This window comes from Serratia sp. PL7 (assembly GCF_945957435.1).
In genome coordinates this window covers 1,805,742-1,831,589 of record NZ_CAMFLB010000001.1, presented here as the reverse complement: position 1 = coordinate 1,831,589, position 25,848 = coordinate 1,805,742, and the positions used below count along the sequence as shown (strand labels likewise).

The 25,848-nt window shown below is 60.1% G+C and carries 25 protein-coding genes, 2 tRNA genes and 2 other RNA genes; 17 read left to right on the top strand and 12 right to left on the bottom strand.

Annotated elements, in window-relative coordinates; genetic code table 11:
• Positions 1-175: 175 nt before the first annotated feature.
• Positions 176-1,609, top strand: coding sequence for a PTS glucose transporter subunit IIBC (gene ptsG, locus N6G83_RS08775; protein ID WP_016928184.1), 1,434 nt, complete (start codon positions 176-178; stop codon positions 1,607-1,609).
• 56 nt (positions 1,610-1,665) lie between these two features.
• Here the strand turns inward: ptsG and N6G83_RS08770 are convergent, their stop codons facing one another.
• Together N6G83_RS08770 and mntR are read right to left on the bottom strand one after the other, a co-directional pair.
• On the bottom strand, positions 1,666-2,031 hold the full coding sequence (locus N6G83_RS08770) for a DUF4180 domain-containing protein (protein WP_089180771.1): 366 nt from the start codon (positions 2,029-2,031) through the stop codon (positions 1,666-1,668).
• 14 nt (positions 2,032-2,045) lie between these two features.
• Positions 2,046-2,516, bottom strand: a complete 471-nt coding sequence (gene mntR, locus N6G83_RS08765; protein WP_025302421.1) for a manganese-binding transcriptional regulator MntR — start codon at positions 2,514-2,516, stop codon at positions 2,046-2,048.
• Between the two features lie 230 nt (positions 2,517-2,746).
• On the opposite strand from mntR, the gene N6G83_RS08760 reads away from it, so the two are divergent.
• Positions 2,747-4,051 (top strand): Nramp family divalent metal transporter, encoded by a 1,305-nt coding sequence (locus N6G83_RS08760; RefSeq protein WP_033642695.1) that lies wholly within the window; start codon positions 2,747-2,749, stop codon positions 4,049-4,051.
• On the opposite strand, the gene N6G83_RS08755 is transcribed toward N6G83_RS08760, so the two are convergent.
• A complete protein-coding gene (locus N6G83_RS08755; RefSeq protein WP_197770801.1) occupies positions 4,043-4,966 on the bottom strand; it encodes a LysR family transcriptional regulator in 924 nt (307 codons plus the stop codon). The genes N6G83_RS08760 and N6G83_RS08755 overlap by 9 nt on opposite strands.
• A 158-nt stretch (positions 4,967-5,124) precedes the next feature.
• On the opposite strand from N6G83_RS08755, the gene N6G83_RS08750 reads away from it, so the two are divergent.
• Positions 5,125-5,643 (top strand): YybH family protein, encoded by a 519-nt coding sequence (locus tag N6G83_RS08750; protein ID WP_151428369.1) that lies wholly within the window; start codon positions 5,125-5,127, stop codon positions 5,641-5,643.
• A 51-nt stretch (positions 5,644-5,694) separates the two neighbouring features.
• Here the strand turns inward: N6G83_RS08750 and N6G83_RS08745 are convergent, their stop codons facing one another.
• Complete coding sequence (locus tag N6G83_RS08745; protein WP_043141680.1) at positions 5,695-6,444, bottom strand: SDR family oxidoreductase; 750 nt, start codon at positions 6,442-6,444, stop codon at positions 5,695-5,697.
• 99 nt (positions 6,445-6,543) lie between these two features.
• Between N6G83_RS08745 and N6G83_RS08740 the strand changes: the two genes are divergently transcribed.
• Positions 6,544-6,921 (top strand): winged helix-turn-helix transcriptional regulator, encoded by a 378-nt coding sequence (locus N6G83_RS08740; RefSeq protein WP_072271517.1) that lies wholly within the window; start codon positions 6,544-6,546, stop codon positions 6,919-6,921.
• On the opposite strand, the gene N6G83_RS08735 is transcribed toward N6G83_RS08740, so the two are convergent.
• Positions 6,918-7,823, bottom strand: coding sequence for a transporter substrate-binding domain-containing protein (locus N6G83_RS08735; protein WP_025302427.1), 906 nt, complete (start codon positions 7,821-7,823; stop codon positions 6,918-6,920). The genes N6G83_RS08740 and N6G83_RS08735 overlap by 4 nt on opposite strands.
• Positions 7,824-8,044: 221 nt before the next feature.
• Between N6G83_RS08735 and hinT the strand changes: the two genes are divergently transcribed.
• The 9 genes from hinT (at position 8,045) to N6G83_RS08690 (ending at position 15,215) form a co-directional block, all read left to right on the top strand.
• On the top strand, positions 8,045-8,395 hold the full coding sequence (gene hinT, locus N6G83_RS08730) for a purine nucleoside phosphoramidase (RefSeq protein ID WP_004928776.1): 351 nt from the start codon (positions 8,045-8,047) through the stop codon (positions 8,393-8,395).
• A gap of 11 nt (positions 8,396-8,406) precedes the next feature.
• A complete protein-coding gene (locus tag N6G83_RS08725) occupies positions 8,407-8,796 on the top strand; it encodes a YcfL family protein (RefSeq protein ID WP_025302428.1) in 390 nt (129 codons plus the stop codon).
• Between the two features lie 26 nt (positions 8,797-8,822).
• Positions 8,823-9,413, top strand: a complete 591-nt coding sequence (lpoB, locus tag N6G83_RS08720; RefSeq protein WP_025302429.1) for a penicillin-binding protein activator LpoB — start codon at positions 8,823-8,825, stop codon at positions 9,411-9,413.
• On the top strand, positions 9,394-10,260 hold the full coding sequence (locus N6G83_RS08715) for a phosphotransferase (RefSeq protein WP_260515130.1): 867 nt from the start codon (positions 9,394-9,396) through the stop codon (positions 10,258-10,260). The genes lpoB and N6G83_RS08715 overlap by 20 nt, the downstream gene beginning before the upstream one ends.
• Before the next feature lie 38 nt (positions 10,261-10,298).
• Positions 10,299-11,318, top strand: a complete 1,020-nt coding sequence (nagZ, locus tag N6G83_RS08710; RefSeq protein ID WP_043141667.1) for a beta-N-acetylhexosaminidase — start codon at positions 10,299-10,301, stop codon at positions 11,316-11,318.
• A gap of 79 nt (positions 11,319-11,397) precedes the next feature.
• Positions 11,398-11,940: an alpha/beta hydrolase YcfP gene (gene ycfP, locus N6G83_RS08705; RefSeq protein WP_015377468.1), complete on the top strand. Its 543-nt coding sequence runs from the start codon at positions 11,398-11,400 to the stop codon at positions 11,938-11,940.
• A 332-nt stretch (positions 11,941-12,272) separates the two neighbouring features.
• A complete protein-coding gene (locus N6G83_RS08700) occupies positions 12,273-13,577 on the top strand; it encodes an NAD(P)/FAD-dependent oxidoreductase (RefSeq protein ID WP_004928794.1) in 1,305 nt (434 codons plus the stop codon).
• 357 nt (positions 13,578-13,934) lie between these two features.
• Complete coding sequence (locus N6G83_RS08695) at positions 13,935-14,471, top strand: glycine zipper 2TM domain-containing protein (protein WP_167325016.1); 537 nt, start codon at positions 13,935-13,937, stop codon at positions 14,469-14,471.
• A 264-nt stretch (positions 14,472-14,735) separates the two neighbouring features.
• Positions 14,736-15,215: an RrF2 family transcriptional regulator gene (locus N6G83_RS08690; protein WP_025302433.1), complete on the top strand. Its 480-nt coding sequence runs from the start codon at positions 14,736-14,738 to the stop codon at positions 15,213-15,215.
• A 65-nt stretch (positions 15,216-15,280) separates the two neighbouring features.
• On the opposite strand, the gene sdeB is transcribed toward N6G83_RS08690, so the two are convergent.
• Both sdeB and sdeA read right to left on the bottom strand, forming a co-directional pair.
• Positions 15,281-18,424, bottom strand: a complete 3,144-nt coding sequence (sdeB, locus tag N6G83_RS08685; RefSeq protein WP_043141659.1) for a multidrug efflux RND transporter permease subunit SdeB — start codon at positions 18,422-18,424, stop codon at positions 15,281-15,283.
• A 24-nt stretch (positions 18,425-18,448) separates the two neighbouring features.
• Positions 18,449-19,636 (bottom strand): multidrug efflux RND transporter periplasmic adaptor subunit SdeA, encoded by a 1,188-nt coding sequence (gene sdeA / locus N6G83_RS08680; RefSeq protein WP_043141656.1) that lies wholly within the window; start codon positions 19,634-19,636, stop codon positions 18,449-18,451.
• Between the two features lie 299 nt (positions 19,637-19,935).
• On the opposite strand from sdeA, the gene N6G83_RS08675 reads away from it, so the two are divergent.
• Entirely contained in the window at positions 19,936-20,292 is a 357-nt protein-coding gene (locus N6G83_RS08675; RefSeq protein ID WP_033642706.1) for a helix-turn-helix domain-containing protein, read from the top strand.
• A gap of 70 nt (positions 20,293-20,362) precedes the next feature.
• On the opposite strand, the gene N6G83_RS08670 is transcribed toward N6G83_RS08675, so the two are convergent.
• From N6G83_RS08670 to N6G83_RS08650, 5 genes are all read right to left on the bottom strand, one after another.
• The gene (locus N6G83_RS08670) at positions 20,363-21,058 is read right to left on the bottom strand and encodes a hypothetical protein (protein WP_197770797.1); all 696 of its coding nucleotides are present in this window, start codon (positions 21,056-21,058) and stop codon (positions 20,363-20,365) included.
• 145 nt (positions 21,059-21,203) lie between these two features.
• Positions 21,204-21,323, bottom strand: a non-coding RNA gene (locus N6G83_RS08665) — RtT sRNA.
• A 46-nt stretch (positions 21,324-21,369) separates the two neighbouring features.
• Positions 21,370-21,459, bottom strand: a tRNA-Ser gene (locus N6G83_RS08660).
• A gap of 304 nt (positions 21,460-21,763) precedes the next feature.
• Positions 21,764-21,884, bottom strand: a non-coding RNA gene (locus N6G83_RS08655) — RtT sRNA.
• Positions 21,885-21,928: 44 nt separating this feature from the next.
• Positions 21,929-22,018 (bottom strand) — tRNA-Ser (locus N6G83_RS08650).
• 447 nt (positions 22,019-22,465) lie between these two features.
• Between N6G83_RS08650 and N6G83_RS08645 the strand changes: the two genes are divergently transcribed.
• From N6G83_RS08645 to N6G83_RS08635, 3 genes are all read left to right on the top strand, one after another.
• A complete protein-coding gene (locus N6G83_RS08645; protein WP_049203463.1) occupies positions 22,466-23,932 on the top strand; it encodes a peptide MFS transporter in 1,467 nt (488 codons plus the stop codon).
• Between the two features lie 126 nt (positions 23,933-24,058).
• On the top strand, positions 24,059-25,000 hold the full coding sequence (gene ghrA, locus N6G83_RS08640) for a glyoxylate/hydroxypyruvate reductase GhrA (protein WP_127146233.1): 942 nt from the start codon (positions 24,059-24,061) through the stop codon (positions 24,998-25,000).
• Positions 25,001-25,090: 90 nt separating this feature from the next.
• Positions 25,091-25,828 (top strand): phosphatase, encoded by a 738-nt coding sequence (locus N6G83_RS08635; RefSeq protein WP_260515128.1) that lies wholly within the window; start codon positions 25,091-25,093, stop codon positions 25,826-25,828.
• Positions 25,829-25,848 lie beyond the last annotated feature (20 nt).

Sequence of the window (25,848 nt, the reverse complement as noted above, 5' to 3'; positions counted from 1 at the left end):
ATCATCGAAACGTGATTGTCATCAAACATTGCGCAGGCTATTTATTTTACTCTGCGTAATAAATTCAAGGGGTGCTCAGACACCCTGAATTGCAGGGGTTTTTCTCCCCCCCTTGCAGCGCGACCAATCGCGACAAGAAGTAGCAAAGCATTATTACTCAGGAGCACACTCAACTATGTTCAAGAACGCATTTGCAAACCTGCAAAAAGTAGGTAAATCGCTCATGCTGCCGGTGTCCGTGTTGCCTATCGCAGGTATCCTGCTGGGCGTCGGTTCCGCCAACTTTAGCTGGCTACCTGCGGTAGTCTCCCACGTGATGGCGGAAGCGGGCGGTTCGGTCTTCGCCAACATGCCGCTGATTTTCGCCATCGGCGTCGCCTTGGGCTTCACCAACAACGACGGCGTTTCCGCGCTGGCGGCGGTGGTGGCTTACGGCATCATGGTGAAAACCATGGCGGTGGTTGCGCCGCTGGTGCTGCACCTGCCGGCTGAAGAGATTGCGGCCAAACACCTGGCGGATACCGGTGTGCTCGGGGGGATTATCTCCGGCGCCATCGCGGCCTATATGTTCAACCGCTTCTTCCGCATTCAACTGCCGGAATACCTGGGCTTCTTTGCCGGTAAGCGTTTCGTGCCGATCATTTCCGGTCTGGCGGCGATCGTTCTGGGCGTAGTGCTGTCCTTCATCTGGCCACCGATCGGCACGGCTATCCAGACCTTCTCGCAGTGGGCGGCTTATCAGAACCCGGTTGTAGCCTTCGGCATTTACGGCGTGGTTGAGCGTGCTCTGGTGCCGTTCGGTCTGCACCACATCTGGAACGTACCGTTCCAAATGCAAATTGGTGAATTCACCAATGCGGCGGGCCAGGTGTTCCACGGCGACATCCCTCGCTACATGGCGGGCGACCCAACCGCGGGCAAACTGTCCGGCGGCTTCCTGTTCAAAATGTACGGTCTGCCTGCTGCGGCCATCGCCATCTGGCATTCGGCCAAGCCGGAAAACCGCGCTAAAGTCGGCGGCATCATGATCTCCGCCGCGCTGACCTCGTTCCTGACCGGTATCACCGAGCCGATCGAGTTCTCCTTCATGTTCGTCGCGCCGATCCTGTACGTGATCCACGCTATCCTGGCCGGTCTGGCGTTCCCAATCTGCATTCTGTTGGGCATGCGTGACGGCACCAGCTTCTCGCACGGCCTGATCGACTTTATCGTACTGAGCGGCAACAGCAGCAAAATCTGGCTGTTCCCAATCGTCGGCATCGTCTACGGTCTGGTGTACTACACCATCTTCCGCGTGCTGATTGCCAAGCTGGATCTGAAAACCCCGGGCCGTGAAGACACCGCTGCCGAGCAGACTGCGCAGGGCGGTTCCGAAATGTCCGCGGCGCTGGTTCAGGCATTCGGCGGTAAAGAAAACATCACTAACCTGGATGCTTGCATCACCCGTCTGCGCGTCAGCGTGGCCGACGTGTCCAAAGTTGACCAGGCGGGCCTGAAGAAACTGGGCGCAGCCGGCGTAGTCGTCGCTGGTTCCGGCGTGCAGGCCATCTTCGGCACCAAGTCTGACAACCTGAAAACCGATATGGACGAATACATCCGTAATCATTGATTCAGGCAGGGGAGTTATCAAGGGAGGCGAAAGCCTCCCTTTTTTATTGCCTGCCGTCAGGTCCCAAGCCGCTGTTCGAGCTCGGCGAGAGAAGGAAGGAACCAGATCTGTTCGCCGCGATTGGCTTCACGCACAAAATCTTGCAGCGCGCAGCTTTGCGCCAGCCAGGGGGTGATATCACCCAGCAGCGTCACGCGCAGGCGGTAGTTGATGAATTTCTGCAATACGGCGCCGGCCACGCCGCTTCTTAGCTGGAAGAAGGCGGCGTCGAGGCGGTTGACGGGGAGGGCAATCATCCCGGCCTCGTGTTCAAAAGCGGGCGCGATAAACAGGCTGACGTCGTTTTCGTCTTTCAACAGCGGCCCGGCTTCGGCGAAAACCACCAGGCGCAGGCCATGAACGTGCTGCACGGCGTAGCTCATCGGCGCCCCGGGAGTCAGGGTTTGACGTGTTGCTGCAAGTAATGCTCGAACACCGCCAGCGTTTCGTCCGAGATATGGTGTTCAATCCCTTCGCTGTCCAGCTCGGCAGTTTCGCTCGGCACCCCGAGGCACATCAGCAGATCAACCACAATGCGGTGACGGCGGCGCACCTTCTGCGCCAGCTGCTCGCCTTCCTCGGTTAAAAACACCCCGCGATAAGGGCGCGATTCCACCAGCCCGGCGCTTTTCAACCGCGCGATATTTTTGATCGCCGTCGGGTGAGAGACGCCGAAGCGGCGCGCGATATCGGTGGTTCTGGCTTCACGGGTGCTTTGCAGCAAATCGGCGATCAGCTCAACGTAATCTTCGATCAGCGCATTGGACTGCGCTTCGCGGGCGCGGCTAAAACGCAGGGCGTGCTCGGCCTCGTCCGGCATGTCGGTCTGGGCGGGGCGGTCGGCGTTATCTGGCGCGCGGGTAACCATAGCGTGGGGCGTCCTGTAAGCATAAAAATGGCATCTCCCGGCAATGCGGGGAGGGTTGCCCTAAGTTAGTCCAAATAGCACACATTATCAATTCGATGCCACGCATTGTGGTAGTTAGAAATATCTCTACACAAAGCCCATTAATTTCGCCTGTTGCATAAAGTGTAGCCGATGCTACATTGTCAGCATGATCGGTGGAAAAATAACCAGCAAAAGATTAAGGGTACTTCATGCGAGACGCGGCAACTCCCTCATCGTTAACCGAACGGACCAACATTGCGATTGGTGCCGCCCTTGCCGGGCGCAAGCGCGGCGCTTTTACGCCGCTGCTGTTCGCCGGCCCGGCGGTGATTGCCTCTATTGCCTATATGGACCCCGGTAACTTCGCCACCAACATCCAGGCCGGGGCGAAATACGGCTACAGCCTGCTGTGGGTGGTGGTGATGGCCAACCTGATCGCCATGCTGTTCCAGGCGCTGTCGGCCAAGCTCGGCATCGTCACCAACCGCAATCTGGCGGAGATGTGCCGCGATCAGTTTTCGCGGCCGGTAGTGATCGGCATGTGGCTGCTTAGCGAAGTGGCGGCGATGGCCACCGATCTGGCGGAGTTTCTCGGCGGGGCGATCGCGCTGGCGCTGCTGTTCCACATGCCGCTGCTGGCGGGGATGGGGGTGACGGCGGTGATCACCTATGCGCTGTTGATGGTGGAAAAGAAAGGTTTCCGGCCGGTCGAGCTGATGATCGGCGGCCTGGTAGGCATCATCGCGCTGTGCTACCTGGTGGAGATGTTCATTGTGCCGGTGGACTGGCAGGCGGCCGGGATCGGCATGGTGACGCCGCAACTGCCGGATGCCCAGGCGCTGACCATCGCCGTCGGCATTATCGGCGCCACCGTGATGCCGCACGCCATTTTCCTGCACTCGGGGCTGACCCAGCACCGCAGCCCGGCCAGCGACAACGGCGAGCGGCGCAAGCTGCTGCGTTTCTCCAATATTGAAGTGGTGATCGCGCTGGCGCTGGCAGGGCTGGTGAATATCGCGATGGTGATCATGGCCTCGAGCGCTTTCCACGCCGGTAACAGCGACGTGGCCGAAATTGGCACCGCCTACCATACGCTGACGCCGCTGTTCGGCGCGGCCGCCGCCGGTATCTTCCTGGCGTCGCTGATCGCCTCTGGCATTTCCAGTTCGGTGGTGGGCACCATGGCCGGGCAAATGATCATGCAGGGCTTCGTCGGTTTCCGCATTCCGGTGTGGGTGCGCCGCCTGGTCACCATGGTGCCAGCGTTTATCGTGGTGGCGATGGGCGTCAACGCCACCGACGCGCTGGTCTACAGCCAGGTGGTGCTGAGCCTGGCGCTGCCGGCGCCGATGATCGCGCTGGTAATGTTCACCCGTCGCCGTGACATCATGGGCGAGTTTGCCAACGGCCGCTGGACCAGCCTGGCGGCAGTGGTCGGCACGGTGGTGATCGTGCTGCTTAACGTGGTGTTGCTGTTGCAGACTTTCGGCGTCGATATCCCTGGGTTAGGGTGAGACGCGGGATCGGGGCCCGGCGAATTTGTTGGCGAACAGTTCGCTGATGAAGTCGACGAAAACCCGAATTTTATGGCTGCGATCCCGCAGGCGCGGATAGAGAATATTGATCGGTGCCCCTGTGGGCGCCCACTCCTGCAGTATCGGTTCCAGTTCGCCTGCCTTCAGATAGTTTTCCAGCGTGCAGTCCAGCAAGTAAACCAGGCCGAGGTGGTTCCTGGCCACCTCGCACAGCGATTGTGAATGGTTGAAACTCAGCAGCGGGCTGGGCGCCAGACGGTAGCGCTCGTCACCACGAATGAACTGCCAGTCGTCCGCCGCCGCCGCGCCTGAACGGATAAATCCCAGCCGCTGATGCTGTTGCAGCTGTTCCGGGTGTTCCGGCCGGCCATGGCGCGCAAAATAATCGGGAGACGCACAGCACAAATAGCGTGGTTGCAGCAATTGACGGCTGACCATCTCGGGTATGTGGCCGGCGCCGATGCGAATAAATACGTCGGCGCGATCTTCCGCCGGATTGACCAGGCGATCGCTAACCGACACGCTGAGCTGCAATTCCGGGTATTGCGCCAAAAAAGCCGGGAGCGCCGGAGCGATATGCATGCTGCTGAGCATCGTGGCTATCTCGACCCGCAGCGGTCCTCGCGGTTGTTCAAAATCGCCCGACATGTCGTTTTTCAGCCGGTCAAACTGCTGCAGGATGTCTTGTGCGGTGTGATAGCAACGCTCCCCGGCGCTGGTCAGCGAGAAGCGCCGGGTTGAACGCTTGAACAGGGGTTGCCCGAACTGTTTTTCAAGCTGATTGATGCTGTATGTGACGCTGGCCGGGGAGAGCCCCATTTTGGTTGCCGCCTGGCTGAACCCCTCCATTTCCACCACCTGGCAGAATACGCGCAGCGCGTGCAGTTCATTCATGTTAACGGCTTCCATTATTTAAATTATTAAAAGAGTATTTTTAAATATGCCGGCTGTCAATTTGACGCAGCATTGGATAATTTATTTTCAGCGTTTTTATTTATCTGAAATCGCATCCTGTATTGCCATAATGAAATAATGCCGAAGAGGATATTTATATGAAAAAATTAACTGCCGTATTGTTATTGGCGGGTGCGGGCTTGTGCGGCCAAACTTATGCCGCAAGCAGCGAGGCCGCATCGCAAAGTTACAGGGTTTCCGCAGAGGCGGGCGTCGCGGCCGAACAGAAGGCGGTGTATGAGCTGATAAACCGCTACCAGACAGCGCTTAACGCCGGCGATACGCAAACGATTTTGTCACTTTTCGCGCCAGAAAGTTACTCGCAATGGAACGAAAAACCGACGGCGGACAGCAATGAAAAGCGCCGCCAACAATATGATGACTTATTTAAAAACGAGAAATTTGAAACCGAGTTTGCTTATGACAGCGTCAGCGTGAGCGGTAATATGGCCTATGTGCGCACGCACCATCATCGCGGCGCAACGGTTACTCGAATAAGCGACGGTGCCACCCTGATCGATTTAAACCGTGAAGTATTTGTATTGGAGAAACAGCAGGGCCAATGGAAGATCGTGGTCTACACCTTTAATACCAACCCGATTCAAGGGGTGAGCTGAGAGGAACAGATAAAGGCCGCGCAAGCGGCCTTCTTAGGGTGTCGCGCGCGGTTACAGGTTGCCCACGCCGCCATCCATCTGCAGCTCCGCGCCGACCATAAACGCCGACTCATCCGCCGCCAGAAACACCGCCGCTTTGGCCAGCTCCAGTGCGCTGCCCATGCGGCCGATCGGCACTAGCGCGCGGATATCGTCGCGCAATGCCCGTTCATCCGCTTCCGCCAGCCCCAATTTTCCCAGCGCCGGGGTTTCGGTCGGGCCGGGGCTGAGGCCGTTGACGCGAATGCCGCGCGCGTGCAGCTCGCCGGAGAGCGTTCTGGCCAGAGATAACAAACCGGCTTTGCTGGCGGCGTAGGCGCTGCTTTGCGGCAGACCGATATGGGCGCTGACCGAACCGCACAGGATCACCGAGGAAGGGGTGGCCAGCAGCGGTAGCAGCGCCTGGATCAGAAAGAACGGCCCCTTCAGGTTGATGTCCATCAGCCGCTGGTAGCTCTGCTCATCCCACTCCTGCAGCGGGCGGTGCGTGACGTCGCCGGCGTTAACGTACAGCACGTCCAGCCGCGGCCACCGTTGCTCCAACTGCTGCGCCAGCGCACGTTGCTGTGGGATGTCGCCGGCGTCGCTCAGCAGCAACAGCGCGTTGCCCGCCAATGCCTGGCCCGCCGCGTCCAGGGCGCGTTGGCTGCGGCCGGTGATCGCCACCGTCGCGCCCTCGGCGATGAACTGGCGGGCAGTTTCCAGCCCGATGCCGCTGGTGCCGCCGGTAATCAATGCGTATTTGCCTTGCAGTCGTGACATAACCGATTCCTCTTTCGCGTCTGTTGCGGCATTATTTGCGCTATGGTTCCTTTTGCATAGTAGGCACCTTTTGGATACTAAAGGACGAGGTGGGATGAAATGACGGCGCGCGCGCCCTTAGCGGCGAAAAATAATTTGTCGGCGTTGCCGACGGCGGGCGAATCCTGCCCGATGGTGGACTTTGTCAATCTGGTGTCGGGCAAATGGGCGATACCCATCCTGTATCGGCTGATTATGATCGATGGCCCGGTGCGATTCAGCGAGCTGCAGCGGGCGGTGGCGCCCATTGCGCAAAAAGAGCTGACGCGCCAGCTACGGCTGTTCGAGCAGCGCGGTCTTGTGACGCGGCAGGTGTATCCCGAAGTGCCGCCGCGGGTGGAGTACCAGGTCACCACGCTCGGCAAATCGCTGCGGCCGACGCTGGACTCGCTGGCCGAGTGGATGCGCCGACATGCCCCGCAGCTGATCGGTAGCTAGTCGCCGATGCCCGGCGGGTTGATGGTTGAGCGCTCGACCTTTTCGTCGCCTTCGCCCCAGCGTTCCAGCACCTGCGCATATTCGCCGCTGACGATCGCGCCATTGATCGCGGCGTTGACGGCGTTCACCAACCCGTTGCCTTTTTTGGTGGTGACCGCGACGTAGGCCACGTTGGGGCCGATGCCGACCATTTTGGTTTTGCCGGTCAGCGCCGCCTTGTAGGCGCCGGTGGAGTGGGGGCCGAAGAACGCATCGGCGCGCCCGGACTGAATGCTGAGGTTGGTGGCGGCGTCGTCGGTCACGTAGATCGGCTGTACCGGCGGCAGCCCGGCGGCGCGGTTTTGCTTATCCCATCCCAGCAGAATGTTTTCCTGATTGGTGCCGGATCCGACGATGATCCGCAGCCCGGCCACGTCCTGCGGGCGGTTGATCGAGGTGATGTGGCTGGTGGATTTGACGTAAAAGCCCAGCGTGTCCACCCGGTAAGTGGCGAAGTCGAATTTGGTTTTACGCTGTTTGGTGACGGCGATGTTGAAGATCGCCGCATCGTATTTGCCCGCGCTGATGCCCAAGGGCCAATCTTCCCAGGAGGTGGGCACCAGATTCAGCTCCAGCCCGAGGCTGTCGGCCACCAGGCGGGCGATGTCCGGATCGCTGCCGATCAGCGTTTTATTGTCTTCGGCGAACAGCGCCAGCGGCGGGGAGTTCTCGAATGCTACCGCCACCGTCAGCTTGCCGGGGACCGCGAAGTGAAAGTTCGCCGGGATCAGCGCGATAGCCGCCGGGTTTTTCTCCGTGCGTATCGGCTCTCGGTTAGCCTGCAGGTCGATGCCGCCCGTCGTGGCCGCCTGCACGGCAGCGCTCAGCAACAGCGCGCACAGCGCCGCAATCTTCAGTGGCATAGTGCCCTCTATCCTTTGTTAATCATGGGGTTACTATTGGCGGCGGCGCGGGGCAAGTAAAGCAACAATAGTGAATAACCAAAGTGAAAAGATGCACAAGCGGGGCGACGGCCTGCGCGAATCTGCAGCACTCGACGTGGAAAGTGCGCAATCAGGTTGAAAGCAGTAGAATTTGTCACTCATACTGCGTACAGCTAATTGTGTAAAACAAGGAACGCCAGATGGCCGAAGAAACGATTTTCAGTAAAATTATCCGCCGCGAAATCCCTGCTGATGTGGTTTACCAGGATGAACTGGTCACCGCTTTCCGTGACATCTCCCCCCAGGCGCCTACCCATGTGCTGATCGTTCCCAACGTGCTGATCCCAACCGTCAACGACGTGACCGTCGAGCACGAAGCTGCGCTGGGCCGCATGATCACCGCCGCGGCGAAGATCGCCGAACAGGAAGGCATCGCCGAGGACGGCTACCGCCTGATCGTCAACTGTAACCGCCACGCCGGTCAGGAGGTCTATCATATTCATATGCACCTGGTCGGTGGCCGCTCGCTGGGGCCGCTGCTGTCACGTTAAGCGAGGAAATCATGCGCGGTAAAAAAACTCTGCGTTGTCTGATGGCGTTGGCGCTGCCCGCCGCGTTGCTGATGGGGTGCAGTTCGCCATCCGGCATCGCGGTTAACCGGGGGCAAACGGTGGTGATGGATCCTTCGGTGCTGACCGCCGGCATTTTTGCCGATACGCCCTCTGTCTCGAACGCTTCCGGCCGGGTGATGGCGACTTCGGTGCTCAATAACAGCCAACCGACGCCGGTCACCGTGCATTATCGTTTCTATTGGTACGACGCGCAGGGGCTGGATATTCGCCCCTTCGAGAAACCGCGTGAGATCGTCGTGGCGCCTAACTCGGACGCCAAAATCTACTCGATTAACGGTAATCTGGAAGCTAAAAGCGCGCGTCTGTATCTGTACCTGTAAGCGCTTGCCAGGTTTGGAGAAAAAGCATGAAAAAGTACGTCTTAGTGGCGCTGGCCGCATTCACCCTGAGCGGCTGTCTGTCGCGTCCGCCTGAGCCGGATCAGCCGTTGCCGCCGGTCACCGTCGAACCAGAACAGCCGACGCCGCCGGTCGAGCAGCCGCAGCCGCCAACTACCGAGCCGGTGCCGCAGCCGCCGAAAATCCAGCAGCTCGACTGGCTGGGCAGCGTTCAGCCGCTGGTGAATCAGATGTTGAAGGCCGATGGCGTCACGGCCGGCAGCGTGCTGCTGCTGGACAGCGTCAAGAACAACACCAACGGCTCGCTGCAGATGGGCAAAGCCACCGCGGCGCTGTATAAGGCGCTGGCGTCGAACTCCACCTTCAGCGTGGTGCCGGAAGCGAAGCTGACCAGCGCCAGACAAACGCTGGGCCTGTCGGCGGATGACAGCTTCGGCTCGCGCAGCAAGGCGATTGGCCTGGCGCGCATCGTCGGTGCGCAGTACGTGCTGTATAGCGACGTCAGCGGCGACGTGAAGTCGCCGGCGTTGGATATGCAGCTGATGCTGGTGCAAACCGGCGAGATCGTCTGGTCGGGCAATGGCGCCGTTAAACGCTGAGGCCGCGCTGCGACGATTGATGGAAACCAGACTGCCGGCGGTGAATACCGCCGGTTGTCATTTCAGCCTGGTGCAGGGGCTGACCGGCGAGAGCTGGCGCATTGACGGTTTGGGCATCACGCTGCTGGCGCGACAAAACAGCGCGGAGAAACGCGCGTTGGGCGTGAGCAGGCGGCGGGAGGCGCAGGTCCTGAGGCGCTGCGCGCCGGGGCTGGGGCCACGGGTTTTCGCGCAGAATAATCAGTGGCTTGTCCTCGAATGGCTCGAAGGTGACGTCGTCACAGAAGCTGAGTTTGACAGGCTGAATCAGCGCGGCGAGCTGGCGGCGATGGCGGCGACGCTGCACCGGCGGCCGCTCAGCGGTTACCGGTTGGATCTGCGGCGGCAGTTCCGCCGCTACTGGCAGCAGCTGGATACGCGGCGTTTAACCCCCGCCTGGCTGAGTTGGCAGCGTCATTTCTTACGCTGCGCGCCGCCGCGGCCATTACGCCTGGCGCCGCTACACATGGACATCCATCCGGGCAATTTGCTCGCGACCGGCGAGGGGCTGCGGCTGATCGACTGGGAGTATGCCGCCGACGGCGATGTGGCGTTGGATATCGCCGCGCTGTTTCGCGGCAACCGCTGGGCGGCGGAGGCGCAGCAGCGCTTTTTGCAGCATTACGCGCGTCAGGGCTATCACGACGTCGCCCGGCTGCAGGTGCAGGTGCAGCGCTGGCTGCCGTGGGTGGATTATCTGATGCTGCTGTGGTTTGAAGTGCGCTGGCAGCAGAGCGGCGACGCCGAATTTTTGCGCTGGGGCGCGGCGCTGCGCCGGCGATTCTGTTTATCATCATCCGAATTCTGAACGAACAATAATGAAGTGAGGTGCCCGTGGGCCCAGTAATGCTAGATGTCGCCGGCTACGAGCTGGATGCAGAAGAACGCGAGATTTTGAAACATCCGCTGGTTGGTGGATTGATCTTGTTTACCCGCAACTTCCACGATGCGGAGCAGCTGCGTGAGCTGGTGCGCCAGATCCGCGCCGAATCGCACGATCGGCTGGTGGTGGCGGTAGATCAGGAAGGCGGGCGCGTGCAGCGCTTCCGCGAGGGCTTCACCCGTCTGCCGGCGGCGCAGTCGTTTGCCGCGTTGCACAATGCGCAGGAAGGCGGCCGTCTGGCGCAGGAGGCCGGCTGGCTGATGGCGGCGGAAATGATCGCGCAGGATATCGACATCAGCTTTGCGCCGGTGCTGGACATCGGCCACGGCAGCGCGGCGATCGGCGAACGTTCGTTCCACAGCGATCCGCAGCAGGCGTTGGCGATGGCGGAACGCTTCATCCTCGGCATGCACAGCGCCGGCATGAAAACCACCGGTAAACACTTCCCGGGGCACGGCGCCGTCAGCGCCGATTCGCACAAGGAAACGCCGCGCGATCCGCGGCCGCTGGCGCAGATCCGCGAGCACGACATGGCGATCTTCCGCGAGCTGATCAACCGTCAGCTGTTGGACGCCGTCATGCCGGCTCACGTCATCTATACTGAAGCGGACCCGCGTCCGGCCAGCGGCTCGCCTTACTGGCTGCAGCAGATCCTGCGTCAGGAGCTGGGCTTCGACGGCGTGATTTTCTCCGACGATCTGTCGATGGAAGGTGCCGCCATCATGGGCAGCTATGCCGAACGCGGCCAGGCGGCGCTGGATGCCGGTTGCGACATGATCCTGGTGTGCAACCACCGCGAAGGCGCGGTCAGCGTGTTGGATAACCTGTCCCCGGTCAAAGCAGAGAAGGTGAAGCGGTTATATCATCGCGGTCAGTTCACCCGTCAGGAACTGCGCGACTCCGAGCGCTGGCAGCAGGCGCACAAGGCGCTCAGCGCGCTGAGCGAACGCTGGGAGGAGCACAAGCAGCGTTCGCAAGGGTGAATCCAGGTGCCGCACCGCGGCGCAGAGCGGAAATGATGAGGGCCGCGCCCGCGGCCCTTGGCTTGTTGCGAGGATCCACATGATTATCTATTTGCACGGCTTCGATTCCACCAGCCCCGGCAATCATGAAAAGGTGTTACAGCTGCAGTTTATCGATCCGGACGTGCGCTTTATCAGCTACAGCACGCTGCATCCGCGTCACGACATGCAGCATCTGTTGAAAGAGGTGGACAAGGCGGTGCAGCAGGGCGGCGACGCGCATCCGTTGATCTGCGGGGTCGGCCTCGGCGGTTTCTGGGCAGAGCGCATCGGCTTCCTGTGCGGCATTCGCCAGGCGATGTTCAATCCCAATCTGTACCCGGAAGAACACATGCACGGCAAGATAGACCGGCCGGAAGAGTATCGCGATATCGCCACCAAGTGCGTGGAGGATTTCCGCGAGAAAAATCGCGATCGCTGTCTGGTGGTGCTTTCGCGTCACGACGAGGTGCTGGATAACCGACGCAGTGCCGAATTGCTGCATCACTACTACGAAATCGTCTGGGATGAACAGCAGACGCACAAGTTCAAAAACATCTCGCCGCATCTGCAGCGGCTCAAGGCGTTCAAGGCGCTGGGTTAACAGTTTCATAACGCTGCCGCGAGCCGCTCTCCCCGTTTTTCACCGACGGAAAGTGCGGCTTTTTTGTGCAACAAAGCCAGATTTGGCGTGGCAATCGGCAAAATTTAAAACTGTGACTCAGCGCTAACTATTTGAATCACAATCCCCAAAAAATCCCCTCGTCCAGCCTTTAACCAAAAAAAATTGATGTACGTCAATTTTGGTATGACCAAATAACCTCACATGCTATTCTGGCTTCAGAGAGCCGATTTATTTTACGCGAACCCTATGTATTCTAAGGATATTATTTATTTACCCTGGGATAACAAATGGTTCACATTTAGGGGGTTATTTTGACAACGCCAAAGAAGAAAATCGTTATTGTTGGCGGCGGCGCCGGTGGTCTGGAGCTGGCGACCAGCCTGGGCCATAAACTTGGCCGCAAGAACAAAGCGGAGATCACGCTGGTGGATCGCAACCACAGCCATTTGTGGAAACCGCTGTTGCACGAAGTGGCAACCGGTTCCCTCGATGACGGCGTGGATGCGCTCAGCTACCTGGCGCACGCGCGCAATCACCATTTCAGCTTCCAGCTGGGGTCGTTGACCAACATCAACCGCGAAACGCAAACGCTGCAGCTGGCGCAGATCTGCGACGAGCAGGGCGGCGAGCTGGTGCCGGCGCGTGAACTGCCGTACGACATCCTGGTGATGGCGCTGGGCAGCACCTCGAACGATTTCGGTACGCCGGGCGTGAAAGAGCACTGCATCTTCCTGGATAACCCACATCAGGCACGTCGTTTCCACAACGAAATGCTCAACCTGTTCCTGAAGTTCTCGGCGCAGCCGGGGCAAAAAGAGCGGGTCAACATCGCTATCGTCGGCGGCGGCGCCACCGGCGTTGAGCTGTCCGCCGAACTGCACAACGCGGTGAAGCAGCTGCACAGCTACGGTTTCGAAGGCCTGGACAACAGCGCGCTCAACGTGACGCTGGTGGAAGCCGGCGAGCGCATTCTGCCGGCGCTGCCGCCGCGCATTTCCGCTGCTGCGCACCAGGAACTGATCAAACTTGGCGTGCGCGTGCTGACCAACACCATGGTGACCAGCGCGGACGCCAAAGGCCTGAACACCAAGGGCGGCGAGTTTATCGACGCCGATCTGATGGTGTGGGCGGCCGGCATCAAGGCGCCGGACTTCATGAAAGATATCGGCGGCCTGGAAACCAACCGCATCAACCAACTGGTGGTGGAGCCGACGCTGCAGACCACGCGCGATCCGAACATCTTCGCCATCGGCGACTGCGCCTCCTGCCCGAAAGAGGGCGGCGGTTTCGTGCCGCCGCGCGCCCAGTCGGCGCACCAGATGGCCTCGCGCTGCGCCACCAATATCCTGGCGCTGATGAACGGCCAGACGCTGAAGCCTTACGTGTACAAAGACCACGGTTCGCTGGTGTCGCTGTCGCGCTTCAGCACCGTCGGCAGCCTGATGGGCAACCTGATGCGCGGCTCGATGATGGTGGAAGGGCGCATCGCGCGCTTCGTTTACATCTCGCTGTACCGCATGCACCAGGTGGCGCTGCATGGCTACATCAAAACCGGCCTGATGATGCTGGTGGGCGGCATTAACCGGGTGATCCGTCCGCGTCTGAAGATGCACTGATCCCGCCTTTGTCGACCAACCCGCGCCGGTTCGCCCGCGCGGGTTTTTTTATGGCAGCGCGAGGCGATCGGCGGCGGTTGTTTGATTCTTCAGCATAAGCTGTCGCCGATATGGGTAAAATTCTTAAGATTCCTCCTAAACAACGGGAAAACAGCCGTTTTCCCGCATTTTTGGTCCCCTTGTCTTATTGCGGGTCCTCAGATCATTGTGCAGACTTTATCTCGTTTACAGACGGCGCGTCGCGCACGCCGTAAACCGGGATACCGCAAGCCGCCCATGCGCAAAATAATAAGCGCGGTGCCATGCCGGTAACAGACCCCGGAAAAAATGCGTGGTAACACTTTCAGGAGGTTTCCTGTGAACAAGTCAATGTTAGCCGGTGTTGGAATTGGTGTCGCTGCCGCTCTGGGGATTGCCGCGGTAGCCAGCCTCGACGTCTTTTCTGCCGGTCCGCAATATGCGCAGGTGCTCGCCGCAACGCCGATTAAAGAAACCATCAAAACGCCGCGTCAGGAATGCCGCAACGTCACCGTGACGCACCGTGCACCGGTGCAGGATGAAAACCGCATCGCCGGTTCTGTGTTGGGCGCAGTGGCGGGCGGCGTGATTGGCCACCAGTTCGGCGGTGGTCGCGGACGCGATGTGGCGACCGTGGTCGGCGCACTGGGTGGCGGCTATGCCGGTAACCAGGTGCAAGGGGCGATGCAGAACAACGACGTCAGCACCAGCGTTCAGCAGCGTTGCAAAACGGTCTACGACAAGTCCCAGAAAATGCTGGGCTATGACGTGACCTACAAGATCGGCAATCAGCAGGGCAAGATCCGCATGGATCACGATCCGGGCACGCAAATCCCGTTGGACAAAAACGGCCAGCTGGTGCTGAACAGAGCCTGATCGCCACATTCAAATTAAACCCGCGGGCAGTGTTAGTTCTGATCGTTTAACCCGGTTAAGCGAGCGGCGTTAACATTGACGCGGGTTTCTGTTTTTTGCCTGTCTAAGAATTTGCGATCGTTCTAATGTCTGCGTGCGATATCACTGGGCAAAACTTCAAAAAAGCCCCCGCGTTTGTTATATTATTGTGCAATTAAGCGGTGTTATCGGCGCCAATCGCCACACCGGTCAAACCCGAGTATTTCGTCTCGCAGAGATAACGACATGTTAGATTTTCGCTTTCCGACAGCGTTGCAAATGGTCCTTAGCGTCGCCGTAGCTGAGAAGCAGGGCATGCGTTCGACAAGCGCCACCCTCGCCGCCGCTCTGGAAGCCAACCCCAGCTTTATCCGCAAACTGATGGTCCCGCTGACCAAAGACGGCATCATCGTTTCCACCCTGGGCCGAAACGGCTCTATCCACCTCGGCCGCCCGGCGGAAGAGATCACCCTGCGGGACATCTACCTGGCGGTGATCGACGACAAGCGCATCTGGGCTTCCCGTCCTGAAGTGCCGGCTCGCTGCCTGGTGAGCGCCAACGCCTGCTGGTATTTCAAGTCGGTGGTAAACGAGGCCGAACAGGCTTCGCTTGCGGTGCTGGCGCGCCACACCGTGGCCGATTCGCTGGCCGAACTGGAGCGGGGCGACAAGCGCGCCTGTGCGGAGTACGCCGCTGCGCAAGAGGCTGAAACCGCCGATAAATAATCGCGGTTCGCATGCATAAAAAAAGGTCGGGCAATGCCCGACCTTTTTGCATGTTAAGACGATGATTACGCCGTCTGCGGCTGTGCCTTGCGTGCCACCAGGCGGCGCAGGGTGACGTAGAACACCGGCGTCAGGAACAGCCCGAACAGCGTGACCCCCAGCATGCCGGAGAACACCGTGATGCCGGTGACGCCGCGCACTTCGGCGCCGGCGCCGTGGCCGAGGATCAGCGGGATGGTGCCGGCGATGAAGGCGATGGAGGTCATCACGATCGGGCGCAACCGCAGGCGACAGGCTTCCAGCGCCGCTTCGACGATGCCTTTGCCCTGCATTTCCAGCTCGCGGGCGAACTCGACGATAAGAATGGCGTTCTTACAGGCCAGCCCCATCAGAACGACCAACCCGACCTGCACGAACACGTTGTTGTCGCCGCCGGTCAACCATACGCCGAACAGCGCCGACAGCATGGTCATCGGCACGATCAGGATCACCGCCAGCGGCAGCGTCCAGCTTTCATACAGCGCCGCCAGCGCGAGGAACGCCAGCAGCACCGCTACCGGGAACACCACCAGCGCGGCGTTGCCCTGGGTCGATTGCTGATAGCTCAGATCGGTCCACTGAATGTTCATGCCGTTCGGCAACAGCTTATCGGCCATCTGCGTCAGCGCACCCATCGCCTGGGTAGAGGAGAGCACGCGCGGGTCGGCATCGCCGATCAGGTCCGCCGCCGGGAAGCCGTTATAACGGATCACCGGATCCGGGCCGTAGGTGGTGCCGATGCTGACCATGCTGCCGATCGGCACCATTTCGCCCTTGTCGTTGCGGGTACGCAGGTTGGCGATGTCTTCCACGCTGTCGCGGAACTGGCCGTCGGCCTGCGCCATCACCTTCCAGGTGCGGCCATAGCGGTTGAAGTCATTGATGTAAGACGAACCGAGGTAGGTTTGCAGCGTGCTGAACAGCGCATTGAGCGGCACCCCCTGCGCCTTGGCCTTGTCGCGATCGATTTTGGCGTCCAGCTGCGGCACGTTAGCCTGATAGGAGGAGATCGGGAACCCCATGCCCGGCGTTTGCATAATGGCGCCGGACATCGTGTTGATCGCCGTCTGCAGCGCGCCGTAACCCAGTCCGCCGCGATCTTGCACGTACAGCGAATAGCCGGAACCCTGGCCGATGCCGAGGATCGGCGGCGGCATGATCGAGAAGGCGAAACCTTCCTGGATCTGCGAAATGCGCGCGTTGATCTCGGCGTTGATCTGCGCCGCGGTGCGAGTACGGGTGCTCAATGACTCCAGCGCGAAGAATACCGTGCCGGTATTCGGCGTATTGGTGAACTGCAGCGCGTTCAGGCCGGGGAAGGCCACCGCATCGGTGACGCCGTCCACGCTCATACCGATGGCGCTCATCTTGCGGATCACCGCATCGGTGCGCTCCAGCGAGGCGCCTTCCGGCATCTTCACGCCGCCAATCAGATACAGCTTGTCCTGCGTCGGGATAAAGCCGCCGGGCACGGTCTTAAACATCACCCCGGCGGCGGCCAGCAGCAGCAGGTAAACGACGAACACCGCGCCGCGTCGGCCCAGCACGCGGGACACCCCGTGCTGGTAACGCTGCGAACCGCTGGCGAAGAAGCGGTTGAACGGCCGGAACAGCCAGCCGAACAGCCGGTCGATCAGGCGCGACGGCATATCTTTCGGTGCGCCGTGCGGTTTCAGCAAGCGCGCCGCCAGCGCCGGCGACAGGGTCAGCGAGTTGATGGCGGAGATCACCGTCGAGATGGCGATGGTGACGGCGAACTGCTTGTAGAACTGGCCGGTGACGCCGGAAAGGAACGCCATCGGTACGAACACCGCGCACAGCACCACGGCGATGGCGATGATCGGGCCGGAGACCTCGCGCATCGCCTGGTGCGCCGCCGCCAGCGGCGACAGCCCCTCTTCGATATTGCGCTCGACGTTCTCCACCACCACGATGGCGTCATCCACCACAATACCGATCGCCAGCACCAGCCCGAACAGGCTGAGGGTGTTGAGCGAGAAGCCGAGCAGATACAGTGCGGCGAAGGTGCCGACCACGGAGATCGGCACCGCCAACAGCGGAATGATCGAGGCGCGCCAGGTCTGCAGGAACAGAATGACCACCAGCACTACCAGGATCACCGCTTCCAGCAGGGTATCCACCACCGCGCGGATCGAATCGCGCACGAACACCGTCGGATCGTATGGCGCTTTCCAGCTCATGCCGTCCGGGAAGCGGGTTGCCAGCTCGGCCATCTTGCCGCGCACCGCGTCCGACAGCTCGATGGCGTTGGCGCCCGGCGACTGGAAGATGCCGATACCAACCGCATCCTTGTTATTGAGCTGGGCGCGCAGCGCGTAGCTGCCGGAACCCATTTCGATGCGCGCCACGTCGCGCAGTCGCACAATCTCGCCGTTGTCGCCGCTTTTGAGGATGATGTTGCCGAACTCTTCTTCGGTTTGCAGGCGGCCCTGGGCGTTGATAGACAGCAGATAGTCGCTGCGCGTCGGCATCGGTTCCGCGCCCAGCTGGCCGGCGGAGACCTGCACGTTCTGCTCCTGCATGGCGCTCACCACGTCGGAGGCGGTCAGCCCGCGCGCGGCAACCTTGTTCGGATCGAGCCAGATGCGCATCGCGTATTCACCGGCGCCGAAGATCTGCACCTGGCCGACGCCCGGCAGACGGGCCAGCTCGTCCTTGACCTTCAGGGTGGCGTAGTTGCGCAGGTAGAGCGAATCGTACTTGCCGGAAGGCGAGACCAGATGCACCACCAGCGTCAGCGCCGGAGACTGTTTCTGAGTGGTGATGCCCTGGCGGCGTACGTCTTCCGGCAGGCGCGCTTCGGCCTGCGCCACGCGGTTTTGCACCTGCACCTGCGCCTGATCGGGATCGGTGCCGGGGCGGAAGGTGACGGTGGTCACCAGCACGCCGTCGGAGCCGGCGACCGATTTCATGTACATCATGTTTTCGACGCCGTTGATCGCTTCTTCCAGCGGCGTGGCCACCGTTTCAGCGATCTCTTTCGGGTTGGCGCCCGGGTATTCTGCGCGCACCTGCACGCTGGGCGGCACCACGTCCGGGTATTCGCTGATCGGCAGCAGCGGGATGGCGATCGCCCCGGCGACAAAAATCAGTATCGACAGCACCGCGGCAAAGATCGGTCGGTCGATGAAAAAACGGGAAAAGTCCATGGGTCAGAAGTCTCGGCTGGGAGCTTAGTTAAGTGCGGAAGCGGTAGTGGTCATCGCGACGCTTTTCGCGTCGACCGGCATGCCCGGCATAAACACTTTCTGCATGCCGTCGACGATCACCCGATCGCCGTTTGCCAACCCTTTCTGCACGATGCGCAATCCTTCGGCCATGCGGCCCACGTCGATGTCGCGGCGCTGTGCCTTACCGTCTTTATCGACGATGTAAACGAACTTGCGGTTTTGGTCGGTCATCACCGCTTTATCGTCGATCAGCATGGCGTTGAACTCGGCGCTGCCGGGCATCTGCACGCGGGCGAACAGCCCCGGCGTGAAGCGACGATCGCGGTTGTCGAGCAGGGCGCGCATGCGGATGGTGCCGGTACCGGCGTTCAGTTGGTTATCGGTGAAATCCACCAGCCCCTGATGCGGGGTGCCGTCTTCACCCACCAGGCCAACTTTCACCGGCAGGCGGGCATCGTGCCGGCCCTGCTGCTGATAGCGCAGGAAGGTGGCTTCATCCACGTCGAAATAGACGTAAACCTTATCGAGCGACACCAGCGTCGTCAGCACGCTGGCGCTGTCGCCAGCGGTGACCAGGTTGCCGGCGGTGATCATCGCGCGGCTGGCGCGTCCATCGATCGGCGCGGTGACGCGAGTAAAGTCGAGATTAAGCTGCGCCATATCGAGCTGAGCCTGCGCCGCCAGCACGTTGCTTTGCGCCTGTGCGGCGGACGAACGACGCTGTTCCCACACCTCTTGCGAGATGGCCTGGGTGCCGATCAGCTTCTCGGTGCGCGAAGATTCGCTGCGCGCCAGGGTTGCCTGATTGCGCGCTCGCACCAGCTCGGCCTGCGCCTGTTCGCGCGCGGCGCGGTAGGTGCGATCGTCAATGGTGAACAGCACCTGGCCTTTCTTCACCTCGTCGCCTTCGGTGTAGTTGACCCGCTCGATGTAGCCGGAAACTCGCGGGCGCAGCTGTACGCTTTGCACTGCTTCGACCCGGCCATTGAACGCATCCCACTGGCTGATCGGTTTGACCACCACGCTGGCGGCGCTGACCACCGGCGGCGGTGGCGGGGCGTTGTGCGCGACGCTGTTGTCACACCCGGCGAGCAGGGCGGCCAGCAGCGCCACCCCGGAGAGCCGCTGGCCCAGAGCGAAGGCGCGCGTGCGGCCGCCGGCGTTGAACGATGAGTTTGGTTGATTTGCCATTATTTTTATTCCGATAAGTAAGCGCTGTCTGGCCCCATACCCAGCCCTGTTTTCCGGGCTTTCCCTTCATGTATGCCTGCGTTCGGCGGAAGGGGCGTTGTGCCTTGTTATGGCCCAACGTTAGGTTTTGAAACATATTGGTGTCACATTAATGTATCAATATCGGTTACATTAATTGGGTGGAGTATAGAGGCGGCTTTCTGGTAAATGCAATAATAAAAATTGCATTTAAAGCGAAACTGTTGCAACGTATGTGCATCGGGCAGAGGGGGACCCTGCCGAATGATGGGAGCATCAGCATGAACACGACGGGTTTCATTACCGATTTGAAGACGTGGATCGACAACAATCTGGAAGAAAAACTGGATATCAACACCGTAGCGGACCGCGCGGGCTACTCCAAATGGCATCTGCAGCGCATGTTCAAGCGCCAGACCGGCTACGCGTTGGGGGAGTATATCCGTATGCAAAAATTGAAGGTGTCGGCGGAGCGTTTGGCCAACAGCGGTGAACCGATTGTCAGCGTGGCGATCTCGCTCGGCTTCGACTCACAGCAGTCGTTCAACCGCAGCTTCAAGCGCCAGTTCGGCCAAACGCCGGGTGACTGGCGCCGTGCGTTGGCGCAGCCGACGGCGGTGAGATGCACGCACCACTGAACGATTGGGCAGTGGGGATAAAAAAGCCTGAATTTGCGTTCGGGCTTTTTTGTCTTTACCTGTGGGGGATTCAAAAGTTGTCGCAACTGCCTGACTTTGCCACCGTGTCGCTGTCGCGGCAGAATATACGAATCGCCTCGTTGAGAGAGTTTGAACGTGAAGGCGTCCAGTAGTTCTCAATGACCAGGTAGCGAACGGTGTGCTGGCGGGTGTGGAGACCCAGGACGTTAAATACGCTTTCAATAGCGGCAAGCACAGGGTTTGACGAGTCGATTTCATAGCGAATGTCGACGATGGCTGCCTCCGGTGCCATCCAGGTGCGATTGGAAAGCGGCGGCACGCGAAACTTGAATGAGGAGTTCGCGGATAAGCGCTGGCCATCAAGCTCTTTAAATTCTGCGGCAGGAACATAACTCTGGTTACCGCCCGGCAAGGTGATCTGCCCTTTTTCGTCGCGGGTGGCATAGACATCCTCGGTGACTTTGTAGATCACTTGCTGGACGTCGGGGGGAATGATGCGAAAGGAGGCTACGGTACGATCCGAAGGCATGTCATTCGTCAGTTGGAACTCATACGCTCTTCCGACAGGTTGAACGAAAGCTAATGAAACGCAGCCGGCGAAGTACTGATAGGTGGCGCCCAATATTGCCATGAGAATCCCTGAGCCTACCAAAAATGCCGATACTTTCGCCAAACGGTTATTCGATTTTTCTTTAACGGGGCCTGTCTTTGGCCGCGGGGCATTGCCTTTCTTCTTACGCGCCACGTTTCTCCCTTGCATTACGCATTGGCCTACCTTTATGAGGGCATTATGGTCGACAGCTTATGCCGCTGTCGAGGGGGCGCTCTCTGGCCGGTGCGCTATGCATACAAAAAAGCCTGAACGCGAGTTCAGGCTTCTTCGTAGAATATGGCGGTGAGGGAGGGATAGATTCGCTGCGCTCACCCTGCGGGCCGCCGTTGGCGGTCCAAAACGCAGGCGTTTTGTCGAACCCTGTCGAGGATTCTCACCCTCCCGGTCGGTGCGCTATGCAAACAAAAAAGCCTGAACGTGAGTTCAGGCTTCTTCGTAGAATATGGCGGTGAGGGAGGGATTCGAACCCTCGATACACTTTCGCGTATACACACTTTCCAGGCGTGCTCCTTCAGCCACTCGGACACCTCACCATATTTTTTGTTGCGAAATCATCGCTGCAACGGGGCGCTACTATAGGGAGTGGGGCCGATCCGGTCAAGAATAATTTCTGTGTTTTTGTTCGTCCGCTCAAGCCGTGTGCACTTTGCTGAAAACTGCGGCGAACGGTAGGGCAGAAGTCATGAAAGGGTGAGAAAATCAGAAGTAAGGCTCGTGGATAACCGGCGGAAATGGGAATCACGGTTGCTGAGGGGGGGAGATGCGCTGTGCACACCCCTCTCGGCGGTGCGCCATGAAAAAAAGCCTGGACGCGAATCCAGGCTTTCTCTTTAAATTTGGCGGTGAGAGAGGGGTTGATTCGCTGCGCTCACCCTGCGGGCCGCCGTTGGCGGTCCAAAACGCAGGCGTTTTGTCGAACCCTGTCGAGGCTTCTCACCCCTCTCGGCGGTGCGCCATGCAAAAAAAAAACCTGGACGCGAATCCAGGCTTTCTCTTTAAATTTGGCGGTGAGAGAGGGGTTCGAACCCTCGATACACTTTCGCGTATACACACTTTCCAGGCGTGCTCCTTCAGCCACTCAGACACCTCACCGTTTTGTTGTCGATAACGCTTTGCGCTGTCGACGGGCGCTAATGTAGGAGAATCTGATCTCAGCGTCAACCCTCTTATTTCATTCTCATGACTGTTTAGCCAAACTTGCAGCAATTTGCTGATTTACCGAACGATATTCCTACTCGTGGCCACACGTGGGCAGGGTAGACCGCAGTCGGAATCCATAAAAGACGATTGTTTGACCTTTTTCTGTACAGGTAGCTCAATATATCGCCACTGACGTTAGGTTGTCTGCTGTTATATGCATTAATACTGGATTATTAGTCAGATGTGTCGCTAAATGGAATTGTGTCGGCGCGGCGTTTTTGGCAAGGAACATCACAACGCCGCGCAGATTGCCGGGTGACAGGCCGGCGATATCGCAGACAGGGACAGACTCATTACATAATAATGCAGTAGAGGTTCGTTTTGACTCCTTCAGATGCCATGCCGGCGCCGCAAGCGCGCCATGCCATTCCCCCCGGTGCGGGGGCGCTGTTCTTCATCCAGATCTTCGCCACGCTGGGTTTCGCCGTACTCTATTCCACGCTGGTGCTGTACGCCACCAAGCGGCTGGGCTTCAACGAAAGCAGCGCCAACGCCATGATGGGCGTGTTCGGCGCCTTCAACTATGGCCTGCACATGTTCGGCGGCTATCTCGGCGGCCGTTTCCTCAGCAACCGCAACCTGTTCGTGCTCGGCATGGTGCTGCAGGTGATCGGCTGCGCGCTGATTGCCGTCGCGGGCGTGTGGGGGCTGTACTGGGGGCTGGCGATGTTCCTGACCGGCAGCGGCCTTAACGTGACCTGCATTAATATGATGCTGACTCAGCGTTTCAAGCCGGACGATGATCGGCGCGAATCGGCCTTCCTGTGGAACTACGCCGGCATGAACCTCGGGTTCTTCGTCGGCTTTACCGTCGCCGGTTATTTCCAACTGACGGAAAACTACCGCGCGCTGTTCCTGTTTGCCACGCTGGGCAACGCGGCGGCGATTATCGTCGCCGTCTGCCGTTGGCGCATTCTGGCCGATCTCAATACGCCGCTGCACGACGCCAGCCGCAGCCAATACCGTTGGCGCATGCTGGTCGGGCTGGCGGTGTTGGTAGCGCTGGTGCCGATCATCCGCGTGATGCTGACCCACGCCGAGTTCAGCGGCCATTTCGTGATTGTGCTCGGCGCGCTGATCTTCCTGATGCTGTGCGTCGTGACGCTGCGCCACCATCCGCGCGATGAGCGCCGCAGAATGGCGGCTTATCTGATCCTGGCGCTGGGCTCGCTGGTGTTCTGGGCGCTGTACCAGCTGGCGCCGATGGGGCTGATGCTGTTCTCCGAGCACAACATCAATCTGAACGTTTACGGCATTCAGGTGGCGCCGCAGTGGATCCAGAACATCAACACGCTGGTGATCGTGGTGGGCGGCCCGCTGCTGGCCTGGTGGTTCAATCGCCTGCGCGCTCGCGGTTGCAACATCGACATTCCGCTGCAGTTCTCGGGATCGCTGTTCTGTATCGGGCTCGGCATGCTGGTGCTGCCGCTGGGCATCAGCATGGCGGGCGGCGACGGGCTGGTGGCGTTTAAATGGATCGTCATCAGCTATGTGCTGCAAAGCGTTGGCGAATTGATGATCTCGCCGATCGGTTACGCGATGATCGGCAAGCTGGCGCCGCCGCGCTATCAGGGCGTGATGATGGGCTGCTGGATGATGGTGACCGGCGTCGCTTCGGTGTTGGCGGGCTACGTCTCCGGCCTGATGCCGGAAAACAGCGGCAACACGCCGCTGCAAACCAATCCCGGCTACAGCGAAATCTTCAGCGCGCTGGGCTGGGGGGCGACGGGCGTCGGCGTGGCGATGCTGATTCTCATTCCGCTGCTGCGGCGCCTTATCCGGCGCGACGGCCCGTCTGCCGCCTGATTGGCGAGTATGCGCAACAGCCCCACTGGTCGGGGCTGTTTTTATTTTGGGCTTTAACGCTTGCATCCGGCGGCGAATCGCGGAAGGCTGGAGGAAAACCAATAAAAACAAACGGGAGCCCGCAGTATGAACATCATTTATTACCACCCCTTGTTTAACGCCCAGGAATGGCTGGCCGGCATCAAGCAACGCCTACCGCAGGCCGAGATCCGCGAGTGGCAGCGCGGCGACGAGCGGCCAGCCGATTATGCGCTGGTGTGGCGCCCGCCGCACGAAATGCTGGCCAACCGCCGCGATCTGAAAGCGGTGTTCGCCCTCGGCGCCGGCGTCGATGCCATTCTTGATCAGGAGCGCAAACACCCCGGCACGCTGCCCGCCGGCGTGCCGCTGCTGCGGCTGGAGGATACCGGCATGGCGCAGCAGATGCAGGAATATGCGCTGAGCTATGTACTGCGCTATTTCCGCCGTTTCGACGAGTATCAGGCGCTGCAGCAGCGGCAGGAATGGCAGCCGCTCGATCCTCACTCGCTGGATGATTTCACCATCGGCATCCTCGGCGCCGGCGTGCTGGGGCAGAGCGTGGCGCGCAAGCTGACCGAGTTTGGCTTTCGCGTGCGCTGCTGGAGCCGCAGCGCCAAACAGATCGACGGCGTGCAAAGTTTCGCCGGGGAGGCGCAGCGCGCGGCCTTCCTCGACGGCGTCAAACTGCTGATCAACCTGCTGCCCAATACGCCGGAGACCGTCGGCATCCTCAACCGCGAGCTGTTCGCGCAGTTGAGCACGGGCGCCTACCTCATCAACATCGCGCGCGGCGCGCATCTGGTGGAAGCCGATTTGCTGGCGGCGCTCGAGCAGGGGCAGCTGGCCGCCACCACGCTGGACGTGTTCACCCGCGAGCCGCTGCCGCAGGATCACCCGTTCTGGCGTCATCCGCGTGTCACCATAACCCCGCATATTGCTGCCATCACGTTGCCGCAGCAGGCGATGGATCAGATCGCCGCCAACATCCGCGCGCTGGAGGCGGGGCACACCCCGGCCGGCGTGGTCGACAGGCAGCGGGGTTACTGATCCTTCAGCCGCCGTTCGGTAACTGATAAGCTGTTATCGTCATCGCGCCTGCCCGTACCTTTGCGGGCGGGCCCTCTGGAAGGAGAAACAATGTACCCCGTTGATTTGCACATGCACACCGTCGCCAGCACCCACGCTTACAGCACGCTGCACGATTACATCGCCGAAGCCCAGCAGAAGGGCATCAAGCTGTTCGCCATCACCGATCACGGCCCGGACATGGCCGATGCGCCGCACTACTGGCACTTTATGAACATGCACGTCTGGCCGCGCCGGGTGAACGGCGTGGGCATCTTGCGCGGTATCGAAGCCAACATCAAAAACCTACAGGGCGACATCGACTGCACCGGCCCGATGTTGACCGCCACCGACGTGATCATCGCCGGTTTCCACGAGCCGGTGTTTGCGCCGCAGGATAAAGCGTCCAATACTGAAGCGATGATCGCCGCGATGGCGCAGGGGGACGTGCATATCATCAGCCACCCCGGCAACCCACGTTATCCGATCGACATTCCCGCCGTCGCGGCGGCGGCGGCCAAATACGAGGTGGCGCTGGAGCTGAATAACTCGTCGTTCACCCACTCCCGCAAGGGCAGCGAGGCCAACTGTCGGGCGATCGCCGCCCCCGTGCGCGATGCCGGCGGTTGGTTGGCGCTGGGTTCGGATTCGCACGTTGCCTTTTCGCTGGGCAACTTTGAGCACTGCGAGCGCATCATCGACGAGGTGGGCTTCCCGCAGGAGCGCATTCTCAACGTCAGCCCGCGCCGGCTGCTGGATTTTCTCGAACGGCGCGGCAAGCCGGCGATTGCGGAATTGGCCGATTTGTGACATCGTCCCGGCAAAATTTT